Source organism: Pseudomonas sp. Ma2-10 (assembly GCF_054330215.1).
On the sequence record NZ_JBTEYL010000001.1, the window covers coordinates 361,911 to 378,137 of the forward strand.

General features: G+C 56.2%; 10 protein-coding genes. 3 read left to right on the top strand and 7 right to left on the bottom strand.

The genetic code is table 11. From position 1 onward, the window contains the following. Window positions 1–70: 70 nt before the first annotated feature. Complete coding sequence (locus tag ACXPVS_RS01580) at window positions 71–874, top strand: SirB1 family protein (protein ID WP_458508347.1); 804 nt, start codon at window positions 71–73, stop codon at window positions 872–874. Window positions 875–897: 23 nt separating this feature from the next. Here ACXPVS_RS01580 and maiA read toward each other — a convergent pair whose 3' ends face one another. Genes maiA through hmgA form a run of 3 tightly spaced genes read right to left on the bottom strand, consistent with a single transcriptional unit; the run spans window position 898 to window position 4,158 of the window. Next, window positions 898–1,533 carry a maleylacetoacetate isomerase gene (maiA, locus tag ACXPVS_RS01585; protein ID WP_458508348.1) on the bottom strand — a complete coding sequence of 212 codons (636 nt, stop codon included), beginning with the start codon at window positions 1,531–1,533 and terminating at the stop codon, window positions 898–900. Window positions 1,534–1,545: 12 nt separating this feature from the next. Next, window positions 1,546–2,850: a fumarylacetoacetase gene (gene fahA / locus ACXPVS_RS01590; protein ID WP_458508349.1), complete on the bottom strand. Its 1,305-nt coding sequence runs from the start codon at window positions 2,848–2,850 to the stop codon at window positions 1,546–1,548. A 3-nt stretch (window positions 2,851–2,853) separates the two neighbouring features. Further along, window positions 2,854–4,158 carry a homogentisate 1,2-dioxygenase gene (hmgA, locus tag ACXPVS_RS01595; protein WP_458508350.1) on the bottom strand — a complete coding sequence of 435 codons (1,305 nt, stop codon included), beginning with the start codon at window positions 4,156–4,158 and terminating at the stop codon, window positions 2,854–2,856. A gap of 165 nt (window positions 4,159–4,323) precedes the next feature. On the opposite strand from hmgA, the gene ACXPVS_RS01600 reads away from it, so the two are divergent. After that, a complete protein-coding gene (locus tag ACXPVS_RS01600; protein ID WP_458508351.1) occupies window positions 4,324–5,118 on the top strand; it encodes an IclR family transcriptional regulator in 795 nt (264 codons plus the stop codon). A 52-nt stretch (window positions 5,119–5,170) separates the two neighbouring features. Here the strand turns inward: ACXPVS_RS01600 and ACXPVS_RS01605 are convergent, their stop codons facing one another. From ACXPVS_RS01605 to ACXPVS_RS01620, 4 genes are all read right to left on the bottom strand, one after another. Beyond that, the gene (locus ACXPVS_RS01605) at window positions 5,171–8,686 is read right to left on the bottom strand and encodes a dermonecrotic toxin domain-containing protein (RefSeq protein WP_458508352.1); all 3,516 of its coding nucleotides are present in this window, start codon (window positions 8,684–8,686) and stop codon (window positions 5,171–5,173) included. Window positions 8,687–8,848: 162 nt separating this feature from the next. After that, a complete protein-coding gene (locus tag ACXPVS_RS01610; RefSeq protein WP_458508353.1) occupies window positions 8,849–11,404 on the bottom strand; it encodes a LuxR C-terminal-related transcriptional regulator in 2,556 nt (851 codons plus the stop codon). Window positions 11,405–11,544: 140 nt separating this feature from the next. Further along, entirely contained in the window at window positions 11,545–12,912 is a 1,368-nt protein-coding gene (locus ACXPVS_RS01615; RefSeq protein WP_458508354.1) for a DUF1329 domain-containing protein, read from the bottom strand. A 23-nt stretch (window positions 12,913–12,935) separates the two neighbouring features. After that, a complete protein-coding gene (locus ACXPVS_RS01620) occupies window positions 12,936–14,729 on the bottom strand; it encodes a DUF1302 domain-containing protein (protein ID WP_458508355.1) in 1,794 nt (597 codons plus the stop codon). Window positions 14,730–15,414: 685 nt separating this feature from the next. On the opposite strand from ACXPVS_RS01620, the gene ACXPVS_RS01625 reads away from it, so the two are divergent. Beyond that, the gene (locus ACXPVS_RS01625) at window positions 15,415–16,197 is read left to right on the top strand and encodes a hypothetical protein (RefSeq protein WP_458508356.1); all 783 of its coding nucleotides are present in this window, start codon (window positions 15,415–15,417) and stop codon (window positions 16,195–16,197) included. Window positions 16,198–16,227 lie beyond the last annotated feature (30 nt).

Below are 16,227 nucleotides of genomic sequence, written 5' to 3' on the forward strand. Positions count from 1 at the left end.
AGCCGCCTATGTTCGGCACTGGACGAATGCCGGAGACGGGGCTAAAACGAGGCATTACCCGGAGATTGTGATGACCCCCCGCCAACGTTTCTTCGACTGCCTGCAACGTTCACCGCCCGCGCTGTTCGAGGCGGCGCTGTGGATTGCCGCCGAACACGACACTGAGGTCAATCCCGAGGCGGTGCTGAACGATTTCAAAGACCTGCAACAACGGGTCAGTTACGGCTTGCCGATGTTGCCGGTGAGCGAGTTGGCCCAGCCATTGTTACGGCGTATGAATGACCTGGGTTTTGCTCAGGACGACTCCACGCCATTGCGTCCGCACGTCGCGCTGATCAATAAAGTGCTGGAACGCAGACGTGGGCAGCCGCTGAGTCTGGGGTTGATTGCTCTGGAACTGGCCAAAGGTCTGGAAATCCCCCTGGCTGGAGTCAACTTCCCTGGGCATTTCCTGCTGCGGGTACCGGGCGCCGATCACCTGCTCGACCCCTGCGGCGGACGTCGGTTGTACCCCAACGATTGCCGGGAACTGCTGCAACGCCAATACGGCCCGAACATGAAGCTTGGCGCCGAGCACTTGCTCACGGCCGAACCCGTGCAAATGCTGCAGCGGCTGTCACGCAACCTGCGTCAGTTACACCTTTCTAACGATGACTGCATCGGCGCTCTGATCGACGCCGAACGAGTGCTGGAACTGGGCAACGCCAGCGCCTCCGACTACCTGGCCCGGGCCAGTCTCTATCAACGGCTGGACTGCCCCAACGCCGAGCGCTTTGACCTGGAGCATGCCCTGCTGCTTAGTGACGACCCGATTCAGCGGATTCGCCTGACTGAACGGCTGGGGCACCTGCCGCCGAACGCCATCGTCCATTAAACGCAAAAAATCGTGTTTCTGATTCAAGGGGTGTCTGGCTGATTCGACGGATGCGCCTTGATGAACGCCGGATGCGTCGCCGCCAACGCCGCCACCCGACTAATCCGTGGATACGCCTCAAGTGAAATACTGAAGCGCTCGGCCGCGTACAGCTGCGGGATCAGGTAAACATCCGCCAGCCCAGGTGTCGGACCAAAGCAAAAACCCTCATCGCCGATCAGCTGCTCCACCGTCGCCAATCCTTGGCTGATCCAGTGCCCGATCCACGCCACCACTTGCGGTTCATCGTGCCCCAACTGCCGCAACTTGTTGAGCACGCTGACGTTGTGCAACGGATGCACGTCGCAACCAATCACCGCCGCCACACCGCGCTCATGGGCGCGAGCAGCGAGGCCTTTGGAGAGCAGCGGCACCTGTGGATAACGTTCTTCCAGGTATTCGATGATCGCCGGCGACTGGATCAACAGCTCACCTTCGTCAGTGCGCAAGGCCGGCACTCGGCCTTGCGGATTAATGCTCAGATACGGCGCCTGTCGATGTTCGCCACCTGGCGGCGCGATCAAGTTGATCGCAAGCGCCTGGTAATCCAGCCCCTTGAGCGCCAACGCGATACGCACCCGAAAGGACGAAGTCGAACGGTAGTAGGTATAGAGTTCCATGACCCGATCCTCTTAGCGCGCTGGCAGCACTTTGCCGCGGCATTCACCGAAACCGATGGAGGCAAAACCCTCGCGGGTGCAGCGAGCCCGCAGGATGATTTCGTCGCCGTCCTCAAGGAATTTACGCACCTCGCCAGACGCGAGTTCGATCGGCTTTTTGCCGCCCTCGGTGATTTCCAGCAGGCTACCGAACTGACCGTTTTCCGGCCCCGACAAGGTGCCCGAACCGAACAGGTCACCGGCCTGCAACTGGCAGCCGTTGACGCTGTGGTGCGCGACCATTTGCGCCACGGTCCAGTACATGTGTCGGGTATTGCTGAGGGTCAAGCGATGGGCCGGCAGTTTTTGCTCGCGCAGGCCTTCGGTGAGCAGCAGCACTTCCAGTTCGATGTCGAAGGCGCCAGCGGCCTGATCGCGTTTATCGAACAGGTACGGCAGCGGCTGTGGGTCGCCTTGCGGACGTGCCGGCTGAGCGCGACGGAATGGCTCCAGTGCTTCGCCAGTCACCACCCAAGGCGAGATGCTGGTGATAAAGCTTTTCGACAGGAACGGCCCCAGCGGTTGGTATTCCCAAGCCTGAATGTCGCGCGCCGACCAGTCGTTGAGCAGGCAGAATCCGGCGATGTGATCGGCAGCGTCACCGATGGCGATCGAGTCGCCCATCTCGTTGCCCTGACCGATCCAGATGCCCAGCTCCAGCTCATAGTCCAGACGTGCGCACGGACCAAACGTCGGCTCGGTCTGGCCGGCCGGCAGTGTTTGGCCTTTCGGACGGCGAACCTCGGTGCCGGACGGGCGAATGGTCGAAGCGCGACCGTGATAACCGATCGGCACGTACTTGTAGTTCGGCAGCAAAGGGTTGTCGGGACGGAACAGTTTGCCGACATTTTGCGCGTGCTCAATGCCGACGTAGAAGTCGGTGTAATCGTTGATTTTCGCCGGCAGGTGCATCTCGCAGTTCGCCGCCAGTGGCAGCAGTTTTGCGCCTTGGGCTTCGATCTTGCCGTGCAGGGTGCTGCCTTCTTTGAACAGTTCCAACAGGCGTTCGCGCAGGGCAACGCGAGCGTCACGCCCCAGTTCGAAGAACGCATTCAACTGGCCGCCACGGGTGGCTTCGACTGCAGTTTTTGCGGCGCCGTCGAACAGGCCGGCGTCCAGTGCAGCTTCCAGATCAAAGATATGTTCGCCAAGGGCCACGCCACTGCGCGGTGCCGAACCCTTCACGCTAAACACGCCCAGCGGCAGGTTCTGCAATGGGAAATCAGCATGGCCATTGGCGGAGGAAACCCAGCTACGAGTGATGGAAGTCTGAGTCATGGGTTATCTCCGGGTCGGGTCGAAAGTGGCGGGCAGTTTGGCCCAGCAGGCATCGTAGTTGTTTTGCAGTTGCGGGCAATCCAGGGCGTATCGGCTCGGGCGCAGCACCTGACTGGTCTCGAACATGAAGGCCATGGTGTTGTCGATTTTCGCTGGCGCGAGTTCGGCGTTGATCGCCTTGGTGCAGGTTTCGCCATCCGGGCCGTGGGCGCTCATGCAACTGTGCAAGGACGCGCCGCCGGGCACGAAGCCTTCGGCCTTGGCGTCGTACTCGCCCTTGATCAGCCCCATGAATTCGTTCATCAGGTTGCGGTGGAACCACGGTGGACGGAAGGTTTTCTCGGCGACCATCCAGCGTGGCGGGAAGATCACGAAGTCGAGATTGGCCAGACCGTGGACACTGGTCGGCGACGTCAGGACGGTAAAGATTGATGGGTCCGGGTGATCGAAACTGACCGTGCCGATGGTGTTGAAACGACGCAGGTCATATTTGTACGGCACATTATTACCGTGCCAGGCGACCACGTTTAGCGGCGAATGATCGAGTTCGCAGCCCCACAACTGGCCGAGGAATTTCTGTACCAGCGTGGTGGGTTGGCTGAGGTTTTCGTAATGGGCGACCGGGGTCAGGAAGTCCCGCGCATTGGCCAGGCCGTTGCTGCCGATAGGCCCCAAGTCCGGCAGACGCAGCGGTGCACCGTGGTTTTCAGCGATGTAGCCGCGAGCGTACGGGTCGAGCAGTTCGATGCGGAATTTAAGACCGCGTGGCAGCACGGCGATTTCCAGTGGCTCCAGTTCAAGCACGCCTAATTCGGTTGCAATACGCAAGCGTCCCAGCTCAGGCACCAACAGCAGTTCGCCGTCGGCGTTGAAGAACACGCGCTCCATGGAGCGGTTGGCGCGGTAACTGTAGATGCTGATCCCGGCCGGTTTTTCCGCAGCCGAGGTGGCGACCATGCTCACCAGACCGTCGATGAAATCGGTCGGCTCGCTCGGGATATCCAACGGATTCCAGCGCAGACGATTGGGGGTCACTTCACCCAACGGGCCGCCGGCCAGTTGCCGATCCAGTTTGACGAACGCGGGGTGATTGGCTGACGGCTGAATGCGGTACATCCAGGTGCGCCGCGCTTCACTGCGGGCCATGGTGAACGCGGTGCCAGAGAACAATTCGGTGTAGAGACCGTACGGGGCTTTTTGCGGGGAGTTCTGGCCGATAGGCAGGGCACCGGGCAACGCTTCGCTGCTGAATTCATTGCCGAAGCCGGACTGATAAGCCAGCGCGGGCGCCGTTGAATCGAGGTTCATGGAGCCTCCTGAACAGGGAGTAGGCAATAGCCTGTCACTCCATTGAAGAGCTCTCGGCACGCCTGGGTTATATTTATCGTAATTCGATTACGCATAACGTAATTTGATTGGTATTGACCGTCAAGCTATAAAGACGCCCATTCGTCCCGGGATCAGACCGCCTCCATGGAAACGCCGCGCAGCAACGATAAACAGAAAGTCCGCTCGGCCGAAGTCGGCACCGACATCCTCAAGGCCTTGGCCGAGTTGTCGCCCTCCACCTCGTTGTCGCGTCTGGCCGAACACGTGCAAATGCCAGCGAGCAAGGTTCACCGCTATTTGCAGGCGCTGATTGCCAGCGGTTTTGCTGAACAAAATGCTGCCACCAACCATTACGGTCTGGGGCGCGAAGCGTTGCGCGTCGGACTCGCCGCTCTGAACAGTATGGACGTGCTGAAAGTGGGTGCCCTGCCCTTGGCCGAATTGCGCGATGAACTGAACGAAACCTGCTTTTTGGCGGTGTGGGGCAATCAGGGCGCGACCGTAGTGCATATCGAACCGGCCGTACGTGCGGTGACGGTGGTAACGCAATTGGGCTCGGTGTTGCCGTTGCTCAGCTCGTCCACAGGGCTGGTGTTCGGTGCCTTTCTGCCGAAGCGTGAAACCGTCGAATTGCGAGAGCAGGAACTGCAGAGCGGCTCGACCCATGCGCTGGTGGATGATCAGGCCTATCAGGCGTTGTGCGAACAGATCCGCGAACGCGGTCTGCATCATGTGCATGGTTTGCTGATGCCGGGGGTCGATGCGTTGTCGGCGCCGGTGTTCAATGCTGTCGGGCATGTTGCGGCGGTGATGACTATTGTCGGCCCGGCGTCATTGTTTCACGCTGATGAAAGCGGCCCGGCGGCGCAGCGATTGTTGGCTGCGACGCGGGGTGTGAGTTGGCGGATGGGGTATGAGACATCTCCCATCCATCGTTGAAATGCAGCTTTAGTTCGACGCCAGGATGTTTCCAGGCGTATTGATCACTGCATTAACCTATCAATCGAGTCGTGCTCTGCACCTCGTGTTGTGGAACGGCGACTGCCGTTATATAGCTAATGCCTACCGGGACCCCGGTTACTGTCGAGACGAGGTCGGTTATATCCTTGATTCTGGACAGTAGGCCAACAGCATTAACAGCGGCTCCTACCGAAGCGATTTTACCGATATACAGAGTAATAGCCCCTCTCCACGCAGTGGCAAAATAGGCATTGGCCGCCTTGTCATCCCCCTCGCTGGAAGCAACTATTCCCAGAACGACTGAGTGAGTGATTCGCAGCACGCTCACCACAATGCCAACTGGCGGGATTAACAACGACACCACATCAAGTGCCAAATCAATCAGAAGTTTTGCTTCCTGCCATATCGCTTCGGCCGGGCTTGTCGTCTGATAATCCACATCGGCTATAAAGCGTCCAATCATGGACCCGTATTCCTGCTTGAACGTCAACACCGGATAGCTATTCTCCAACACAGGCGTGGACGAGATCGGATCGTTCCAACGACTGTAACGGTTTAGTGTGTTTTCTATGACTTTTCTATGTTCCAGACGCGCCAATGTCAAAACATGCTGGCCAAAACGGAAACTCTTCAATCGAGCAGCTAACGCTTCGACAGAAAAGAAGTCTTTGCCGTCGGGCGTATCAGGTATATAGATAATTAATTCTTCACGATCGTTAACCCTGCGACCGAAGACATAGGCGCCTTCCAGTTTGCGACCTTCAAGCGTAAATCCGTAAGCCCCAATACCCGGCTTGCCACCTGCGATAATGTAACTCTCACGAGGGATGTCTCGATCAAAACCGTCAATCAACCCCTTCAACCAATTGAACTGCTCCTGCGACATCTCACCTTTCATTTTCTGCGTGAGTGCCGACCTGAGCATTTCATTTTGTTTGAGCTTGCGATAAAGGCTCACCTTCAAATCAACATCCGGAGCATGCAGAAGTTTGGCCTTAAGGTACTCAATGTATTTTTCACCTGGCATCAGATCAATGACGGCATTAATTACTTTTGCATTCAGCGCCGCAATGGGCTGATCGGAAAAAGTCCAGAACAACGCATCTCTCAACTGTTCCTTGAGATCAAGAATTATTCCGCCAACAGGATTGGCGCCGAAGAAAAATTTTTCAAAGATCGAGATATCACTGCGCCACAACTGCCACTGAATGAACAAGTTGGTCAAACTGATTTTCGAATCAGCGTGAAACTTCACCCACACCTCATCAGGATCAATTTCCGGATGAGGTCCGGAGCGACTCAGGTACTCGTTCAGCGTCTTCATCACCAGGCTTCGAGCGAATTTACGGAATGGCTCGATATCAAGCTTGTCTTTGGACATCTGATAAATCGCCTTGAAGTCTGCATTTAAGCGATTCAACAGAAGCTGATCTGCCACATTCGAGTTCCTGTACCACCGCGGCGTAGCGACTTCCGCCTCGTCCGCCTCCCAGCTGATTATATTCTGGACACTCCATTTTAATAGACCAACTTCGACCCACGGTGTCAGTAGGATCGAGGACCACCACCACTCTTGCAACATCAAGCTTGGCTCTTCTAGGTGATACATTTCCTCCAACGTTTCTCTTTCACTTGAATACCCCTGCCCCCTCAAATAGGTCTGCCCTTCTTTGTCAAAAGCCCAATGACCCATTTGCTGCTGTAAGCTTTTCAGATCAGGAAACTGAAACCACTCCTGCCCCGTCGGAAAACCCGGCGCATAAAGGACATGGGGACTTCTATTAACATCGGCACTTTTCCTCCGATACACCATTAAATCTTTCATCGGCTTGACTCTAGCCCCCAACGCAATCCCGGTTATCTCTATCGTCGGATCACCGAAGTTGTAACGCTGCACTATGTCCTGAGCGACCGAGGTAACGTGGTTTTGCAAGATCGCGCCAAACATTGTCAAGGCAGTCTTTCGCCCCAAGCGCTCTCGCATTGATTCGACGACGTGATCCTGTGAATAAACCCGTTGCCTCGCCATGTTATACGCCACACGAAGATTTAACGACTGAATCGCCTGCGCTATATTAGAAGGACTTAACCTTGGATTGTTATAGAACTCCTCTACAACCACCACGTACTGCCCCTCTTGATCATGAGCACCGTACATAAAAGCCTGAGTCAGCGTTTTTCGCTCACTGTGCTCTACTTTTTTTCCGCCCGCTAATTTAACAGTATGCCGAACGCTCACAAAGATAGTGTCGGGATCAATACGCTCATCTGTACTTGGCGAAATGAAATCCTCTACCACTCCGTGGACATAGTTTTTAAACGTAGAAGCAACTTTAGTCGCCTCATGAAATCCCACCTCGCTTTCAAGCAATCTCTGTTCAAGGGAAGCATAAATTTCTTGGTTAGTTTCATAGCTCTCCTTCAACCATCTTGGCCGGGCATTGCTTGACACCAACTTAATGAAAACGGCGGCACGACCTTTCGCCTCCTCGCTCATCTCTTCCAGGTGCAGCATTGAGCCAATTTTCTGCACCGTTTTTTCGTTATCCGAACGCGAACCGTTCATGCCCCGTAGTTGACCAATGATATTGGCCTTTTGTTTCTTCAGCGCGGCATTGATGCAAGCCGAAAATACATCTTCATCAATTCTCGAATAACGAATATCAGGACTATCGCTGACCTGATCTGCGTCATCGGACGAAAGACCTTTCAGGAGCTCTGCCCGCTGGTCCGGCTCACTCAGACGCTTCTTGAGTACCTCATGCAGTGCCCGCGAAGTAGCGAACTTCTCCACACCTCGACTCGGTGTATAAAGAATCACTGCACTGTCAGTCGCCGGGATAATCGCCCCCAACGACTGACCATCCAGGCGCATGACGAAGGTCGAAGCCAATGCCGCAAAGCCTCCTTTGTGCAACTGAACCGAGACACCATAAAACGCGCTGGGAAGCAGAGGGCTGGCCAACTCATTGACTTTCTTTTCGTCGTCCGGTGTCAAACCACCTTCCGCGGCCATGACGGCCAACTCACGCCAGAAAAGCCTGACATAGAGGGTTCGCACTATGCTTTTACGCGTAGACAATGGTCGCCCTGTGGCGTCGGAACCCTGAGAGGCAGACCAGTGCTGGTCAATAACTGCAGCGTACTTTTCGGGCAAATTCAGAAGTAGTTCTGTGATCAGTTTGCCAACCGTTACGATATCCAGAGCCGGGTGGCGGTCCTCGTCCGCCGTCGAGTCACGCCAGTCGTATACTCCATACTCAGCAGCGTTATAAACAGGTGCACGCCCACGTAACAGACACTCCATCAGTACGTCATTTAACAAACCTGTTGGCTCACTGACAGACGCCGAAGTACTGCCGTGCCAATTGATAAACACCCGACTGACATACACTTCCGGATCCAGTCGCTGAAGTTCCTTCAACGCACATTCCTGAAGCAATCCTTTGAACGAAGGCGCATTCGCCAGCTGACTAGACAGCTGCTTCATCGCCTCACTGACTTCAGCCAATTCAAACTGCGAACTTAAAATCTTTTGATCATCCATAACCAATTTCTCTGAATTATTTAATTACAGGAGCAAAGCGTTAAACTTCACCCACTTGCAATCACGCTAAATCAGACACCACCCATAAATAAAGCCAGATTTACTTTCAACGTATGTAGTACTTTAAAGTTACATTATCAACATCCACTTCTCCTCAGCGCTCTACGCCCATAAACCCAACAACCGGGCTTTGGCAACCGCATGAGTTCTGCGTTCCACGTCTAACTTTTGGTAAATTCGCCGTACGTGAGTTTTTACCGTATGCAATGAAATAAAAAGCTGTTCGGCGATCTGCTGATTCGAATTGCCAGACGCAATTAATGTCAACACCTGTGTCTCTCGCAGACTAAGCGGGTTATCGCCGCCCGCGGCATCTACTTGACGTGTAATGCAAGCAGTCATACCCAATTCGATTAAAAAATTCGGCTGACGTAGACGAAGCTGACACAACAAGAACGACAAGTTACAACGACGAATGTGTTCCAGACCTTGCTCAAAAGCCTCTTTGGCCAAAGCCACTTGGCCCTGAACAAAAGCCACCTCCGCCATCGCCAGGTGCAACTCGGCCTCCAGACGATGAGCGCCCTGCGCTTCTGCAGAATCAGCAAACCGCTTGAGCCGGGCCAGTGGCTCTTGCGCTCGTTGAAGATGAACCTCCGCCAAAACCAGCAGGTATTCGATACGTGGTATCAAGTCCAGCGTCGCCGGCGGTGCCTGTCGCGCGTGCGGCCCACGATAGTGGCGCAACACACGAGTCAACGCTTCATGAGCCAGTTCCGGCCGCCCTTGCTGCAACCAGAAATGACTGCTGACTTGCAACAGGACGCCCCTGTAAACGGTGTCCGGAATCTGTCGCTGCTGCATCAGCCGCTCCGCGTCGCGCAGCCGGACAAAGGCCAGGGCATAGTCACGCTGATTGGCTGCCAGCTGCGCCTGACCGAGAAAGCCGTAGAGCACGCGCTTGTCGTGGTTGCGCAAACAAACGTCCAACCCTGTCTGGAACAGTTCCGATGCACGTTCGTCCTGCCCTTGGTACAAAGCCAGACGCGCGCGACGCAGGGCAATTCGGCCCAGCAATGGTTTGGAACGGGTTGATTGTTCACCGAGCAGATCAGCCATGTTGGCAAGTAGTGTTTCTGCGCGACCGAGAGCGCCACGTTGCTCCAGTAATTGCGCGTGATCGAGCTCCAGCAGCCCTTCGAACACCAATGAGCCTTGGGCTCGCGCCAGGCACAACGCATCGCGGTTTATCGCCTGCGCCACATCAAGTTCACCCCGCAGCAAGGCCTGTTGCGTCAAACCGGACAAACACATCAGCCGCGCCGTCCAACATTCGGGATCGAGCGCGCTCATTGCGTCAAGAAAGTGCGCGCGCGAAGCCTCCATTCGTCCCTGTAAATGCAGCAACCAACCCTGTAGGGCCTGCCAACGTGCAATCAGTTGACGCTGAAGCACCGCCGAGGGTTGAGGCGTGAAATGCGCCAAATGAGCGATACAGGCAGTCGCCTGTTCGAAACGTCCGGCGAATAACAGCGCAGCTGTAATCAATCCAACCAATTGCGGGCTGCCCAACGTCAGCTCCTCGCCCTGTTGCTCATGCAAACGCAACAACAGCACGACCGTCTGTTCCTCGAACAGGTGCTCGAAACTGAAATGCTGCAACAGGCTGACGGCGACCTCAAACTCTTCAGCCAGCAGTGCTTGTTCGAAGGCGGCTTTCCAATCGAGTTCGCCCGCGAACCACTGGCAGGCACGACGATGCCAGGAACGTCTCGCCGGCCATTGCTCATCGCACATCAACTGGGTGAGCGGTGGGAAAATCTGCAGCCAGTCGGTCAAGTCCTGCCAAGGCTCGATAAAACAACCCAGTTCTTGCAACGTCCTCAAACATTGCGCACCTTCACCCGCGCCAAACAGGTGATCGCACAGCCTTGCATTGAATCGCGGTAAATGGGCGAGTACCTGCCAGGCTTCCGTCAGCTCCGGCGTCAGCGTGGTGAACAACTCGTGCTTCAGGTAATCGAGTAAGGTGTTCGTTCGGCCCTGTGGCGTGGTGGTGTGAGACCCGTCACATTTTTGCAGCAGTGCAATCCGTACGCCGGCGCACCAGCCGCCACTGCGCTGGATGATCTTGCCGGCGACTGCATTGGCCTCGACCGGTGCCACATGCCGCAACAGCTGGGCGATCTCACTTTGATTAAACGCCAGCGTGGAGTGCTCGCACTCATACAACTCATCATCAAGCAGCAAGCGCGGCCAGTTGCATTGTGGGCGACGACGGGTGCCCAACCACCAGGTCACCATCGGGCTGCTGACCGTTAGCATGCGATCCAGCAGCAGGTCCAACTCGGGGTTCGGGACGCGGCAATAGTCATCGAAAAACAGCCAGGCTGGCATCTGTGATCGCGTCAGATACTCCAGCAACGTGGGCTCATCCGACGAGGTCAGCCCCAATTCCTGAGCCAACCGCCGCCGAAAATCGACAACATTGATCGGCTCTCCCAGCAACGGCAACCAACAGACCTGACACTGCGCGGGCGCCCGCAACAGGCATTCGGCGAGCAGCGCGCTCTTGCCACTGCCAGCGGGCGCGCAGAGTAATTTCACCCGCGCCGTCGATGCCAGTAACGGCTCAGTCAACCGGTCGCGAGACAGGTGGTGGGGAGACAGACGGGGCAGGTATCCAGGACGGTCCCGACACAGCGTCATGGCGGTCATAGTGGTGCGCCTTTTTATAATTGTGGCGCCACCCTAGCCCTCTCTTTGCAGCTTGTTGAAGAAGTATTCAGCGTACTGATTTGTGCCTATAAAAAAGGTGACCGGAGGGTCACCTTTGTGTGCAGGAGCCTGTAGGACGATTACCTTACCCCCGTACTCCGCAGGGCTGCCGGCGTGTAGTCTCCCGCTTTTGCGTCAATGTTGAATTCGAAGCTGCGTTTCTCCTCGTTCTTCATCCCCAGTGCAATGTAACGACCGGCGATCAAGTCATATAGCGCCTCGACCGTATAGGCCGGCACCTGGTAGTCGTAGTAGAACTGAGCGTGACCTTCGGCCACACGCCAGAGCTGACCGCGACCGTCGTAGTGATCGGCCAGCGCCACCTGCCAGCTGTCTTCGTCGATGTACATGTGACGCTTGGCATACACGTGCCGCTCGTTCGGCTTGACCGTGGCCACGATCTCCCAGACCCGGTGCAACTCATAGCGGGTCAGATCCTGATTGATATGCCCGGCCTTGATCACATCGGTGTACTTGAGGCTGGGCGAGTCGAGCTTGTAGCTGTTGTAAGGGATGTACATTTCTTTCTTGCCGACCAGCTTCCAGTCGTAGCGATCCGGTGCGCCGGAAAACATGTCGAAGTTGTCAGTGGTGCGCAACCCGTCGGACGAGGACCCCACGCCGTCATAGGCCACTTGAGGCGCACGGCGCACACGGCGCTGGCCCGCGCTGTAAATCCAGGCCTTGCGCGGTTCCTTGACCTGATCAAGGGTCTCGTGAACCAGCAACACGTTACCCGCCAGGCGCGCAGGCGCGGTGACTTGCTGCTTGAAGTAGCTGAGGACGTTTTCATCGCTGCCCGGTTTAAAATCACCGAGCAACGAAGGTACCGCAACCTCGTCCTTGAATCGGATAACGGTGAAATCACCATTGGACTGAGGCGTTGCCTGGGTGATGGTGCGACGCAGGTTCCCGCCGTGATAGCGGGTGATATGGTTCCAGATCACCTCGACACCGTTCTTCGGAATCGGAAAGGCGTAATAGCGGTTGCCGGTGAAATTGGCCAGACCGTTACCGTCGTTGATCGGCGTCACGTTCAGAGCGCTGCGCTTGGCCGACTCATTGATGTCCGCTGGTACGGCCACGGTACGGTGGGTCGGATAAACCGGGATCTTGTAGGTCTCGGGGTAGCGCTTGAACATCGCCACCTGGCCTTCCGACAATTTGTCTTTGTACTTGTCGACCGTCGCGGCGGTGATGATAAACAGTGGTTTTTCGCTGGCGAACGGGTCAGCCAGGAAACCCTTGCTGTCCACCGCGCCGGCATTTTTCGGGATGCCGCCAGTCCAGGCCGGGATCGAGCCATCGGCGTTGCCGGCCTTCTCGGCGCCCAGCGGCGTGAGGCTGGTGCCAAGCTTGTTGGCTTCTTCAGGCGAGACCGCCGCCATCACGTTGGCAGCCAGCAGACTCAAGGCCAGGGCGCCGCATTGCAGAATCATCTTGCACATTAAAATCATCCTTCTCAGCCAGATCAGAAGTTCATGCCGAAGCTCAACGCCAGGAAGTCGCGGTCTTGCAGGGTGTTGTAGTCACCGCCGAAGAAATCGGTGTAACTGAGGCTCGCGGTATAGGTGTTGCGGTAGTCGGCATCGACGCCGACGCTGACCGCTTTGGCGCCTTCGTTGAACAGCCCGTTGGGGCCGTAACCGGCGACGTCGTGGGACCAGGACAGGTTGGGCTTGAGGTTGATCCCGCCGATCACGTTGGCGTAATCGAGGATCGCCCGGGCGCGGTAGCCCCAGGAGGTTGAGGTAACAAAGCCATCGGTATCGCCGCCAAAACCGTATTGGCCATACACCGAGTCACGGCCGTAACGCAGTTTGGTACGCGACTCCAGGCCACCGACGTGCACCACCGCCGCCTCGCCAACCAGGGTCAGCCGCTGGGCGCCCAGCACTTGGTCGAAGAATTGCGTCAGGGTGCTCTGGACCTGCGTCACTTCCTTGCGGCGGTAGCCTTTGTTGTCGGCACCGGGCGTGGTCGCGATAGGCGATGCCGCGCCGCCTGCAATCGGGTTGAGCATGGCCAGGGTCAGGTCGTTGGTGTTGACTTGCACCGCAGCGTTGGGTCGATAGCTGATCTCGCCGGTCCACGCCGTGCCGGTAGGCAAGGTGGTGGAAAAGCTCGCGCCGTAGAGACGAATGTCTTGCGGGTACTCAAGGTAATACTGGCCGCGACCGAGCATGACGCTCTGAGCCAGTGCCGCCCCGGTGCCGGGGGCGATTCTGTTGGCGGCACTGACGATGGCCGGGATCCGTGCCAACGTTGTCAGGCCGGCAGTGGTGGTCCCGACCGTCGGCGTACGGCTGTGATAGTTCATGAAGTACAGGCCGTACTCGGTGTCGTCGCCGAGCCAGCGCAGCGCCGTCCCCCACTGCCCGGAGTCGCGGGCATCGCGGTCACCGCCACGCGGGACGATCACACCTTCCTGACTGACCTCGAAGCCTTGTCCAAACGCTGCAGCGATCGGTTGCAACGGTGCAATCGCCGGACTGCCGACGGTGTAGTTGTTGTTGCAACCATCCGCCACCACGTCGTTGCCGAAGAAGGTGCCGCAGTTGTCGACGACAGTCTGGTCCCATTCCAGTTGATAGAAACCTTCCACCGACAGTTGGTCGGTCAGGCTCTGAGAAGCGAACAACATGTTCACCGGAATCAGGCCTTCCTTGATTTCGGCGCCAGGACGGCGGAACGCTGAAACATCGATCGGGTTGATGCTGTTGATCGAGTTGCCGATGAAGGTACTTTCACCCCAACTGACCACCTGCTTGCCGGCGCGCACAGTGCCCGGCAGATCGGCGATGGAGTAGTTGTGATAGACAAAAGCGTCGAGCAACTGCGCCCCGGAGGACTTGGCGCCTTCTTTACGACCGCTGTCACTGATCGGTTTAAACTCGCGATTCTCGTCCTTGAGTTCAAAGTCGTACCAGTACTTGCCACGCACGAACACCCCGGTGTCGCCGTACTTCAACTCAAGGTCATGAACACCCTTGAAGATCTTGGAGAAGGTTTCGCCCTTCTTGAAGTTCAGCCGCCCGTCATCCCCGGTCGAAGACTGGCCGGTCCCGCCATTAACCACGCCCACCAAGGATTTGTCGGCATCGCGCATGCCCCAGCTCGCGCCGACGGACAGCGAAGAGTCAAAGCTCCCCTCGATTTCCCCAATGTTGAATGAAACAGCCTGCGCCTGGGCGCAGCAACCCAAGGCAACCGCAGCGGCCAGCGCTTGCGGCGTGAAGATGGCGCGCATTGTTGTTTTTGTCATGCGTCTTCCCCGGTGAGTGACAGAAGGCCCCACCCTACTGCCGCACGTGGGGAGCGATAAGCGCACCAAGGAGGTATTCACGATGTACCTCCAAAGGATGAATACCCGCATGGGACGGGGATTTGCGCAGGTTATGGATGGGCTGGATGGGGGGTTATCAACGCAACGCATGGCGTGTAGGCGGGGTCTGTCAGCACTGTTGCTCATGCTGCAACAGTTCATGTCATGAATCGCTATTTTTCCTTAGGACTCAAGGTCTTATTCTTGCCGGGCTTTCACGGCAACTGGCCGGAAAGCACGAAGCAATGGCGAGTGACCCACCCACGTCATTGGCGAAAGATTTCAGATGAATTGAAGATGTTCGACTCATCGCCCCGTGTTCACTGACGTTGATTTATTGCTCCTTGATCAATCGTCTTACTTTGGCCGCTGCGTTTGCAGCGGCCTTTTTTATGGGCGCGTTTCGTTTAATTGCTGAACAGCCCTCGTTAGCGCGAGTACTGCTCAACAACTAGAGAATGTTCTTACACAAATTAAGGACCCCTCTTTCTATTTCACAAAAAACAGTGCAAAACTGCGCACACTCCAAATAGAAACAACCTACAACTTTCTCGGACCCAGCCTCAAACCTCCTGGCGTAACCTTATTCAGCACCACCGATTAATGACGTCATGGAAGATTCACAATGCCAGAAAAACAAGGTCCCCCGTATCAGTTACCAGCAACTAATGTTGTCGGAGAACACGGCAAAATTGAATTTTTGCCAACCACTTATGTTGGAAAACAACCAAAACCAGGAAAAGACTCAAAAGGCGGTGGATTTCGCGTTCCGCCGACACGACCAGGAGGAATGGGCTCTGGCCTTACACACAGCGAAGGGCTAAGGCGCGAAACCCGAGACAACATCAAGGCCACGGAGGCTTTTGTAAAAAATGAATATGGTGCGAAATCTCAGGACTTGCCAAGATCAACTGAGGTTGACCTCGCTAATGTGAGAGCACAACATCCATCATCAGTTTCTACGTCGGCGCAGGCCTATCAGCACGAACTAAATGTCAGAAACGTATTAATCCAACAAAAGACCGCTGAACTGCACACCCATACGGTGTTGGCCAATGCTTTCTATGGACACAGCCCACTCAACACAACGATTGGTGATTATCTAGCCAGAGCTCAAGCTCTGGATAGAACTGTCACGCCCTATGGGCCCGCTTATTCAAAATGGGTTGCCTCCTATAAAGCTGCTTACTCTGCAAAGCGACTGACAGAGCAAATTCAGCTTTTAAATAATCAACACATACATGTGCAGCACCTTCTTGCCGCTGCGCATGCGCAAGAACAAAGACAACGAGAAGCGGAACAAGAAGCACAACGGGTTGCTGCTGAAGAAGCCCGCATGAAGGTGGAAGCTCAGACCGAGGCGCAGTTTCGGGCTCAGGCTCAGCTTCAGAAGCGAACTCGCTCCTAATTCAACGACCGACCTGTATGAACTGGCAGC

Bases quoted from the DNA above. Each gene is read 5' to 3' on its own strand.
- ACXPVS_RS01580 (WP_458508347.1), top strand. From the start codon at position 71: ATGACCCCCCGCCAACGTTTCTTCGACTGCCTGCAACGTTCACCGCCC.
- maiA (WP_458508348.1), bottom strand. From the start codon at position 1,533: ATGGAACTCTATACCTACTACCGTTCGACTTCGTCCTTTCGGGTGCGT.
- fahA (WP_458508349.1), bottom strand. From the start codon at position 2,850: ATGACTCAGACTTCCATCACTCGTAGCTGGGTTTCCTCCGCCAATGGC.
- hmgA (WP_458508350.1), bottom strand. From the start codon at position 4,158: ATGAACCTCGATTCAACGGCGCCCGCGCTGGCTTATCAGTCCGGCTTC.
- ACXPVS_RS01600 (WP_458508351.1), top strand. From the start codon at position 4,324: ATGGAAACGCCGCGCAGCAACGATAAACAGAAAGTCCGCTCGGCCGAA.
- ACXPVS_RS01605 (WP_458508352.1), bottom strand. From the start codon at position 8,686: ATGGATGATCAAAAGATTTTAAGTTCGCAGTTTGAATTGGCTGAAGTC.
- ACXPVS_RS01610 (WP_458508353.1), bottom strand. From the start codon at position 11,404: ATGACCGCCATGACGCTGTGTCGGGACCGTCCTGGATACCTGCCCCGT.
- ACXPVS_RS01615 (WP_458508354.1), bottom strand. From the start codon at position 12,912: ATGTGCAAGATGATTCTGCAATGCGGCGCCCTGGCCTTGAGTCTGCTG.
- ACXPVS_RS01620 (WP_458508355.1), bottom strand. From the start codon at position 14,729: ATGACAAAAACAACAATGCGCGCCATCTTCACGCCGCAAGCGCTGGCC.
- ACXPVS_RS01625 (WP_458508356.1), top strand. From the start codon at position 15,415: ATGCCAGAAAAACAAGGTCCCCCGTATCAGTTACCAGCAACTAATGTT.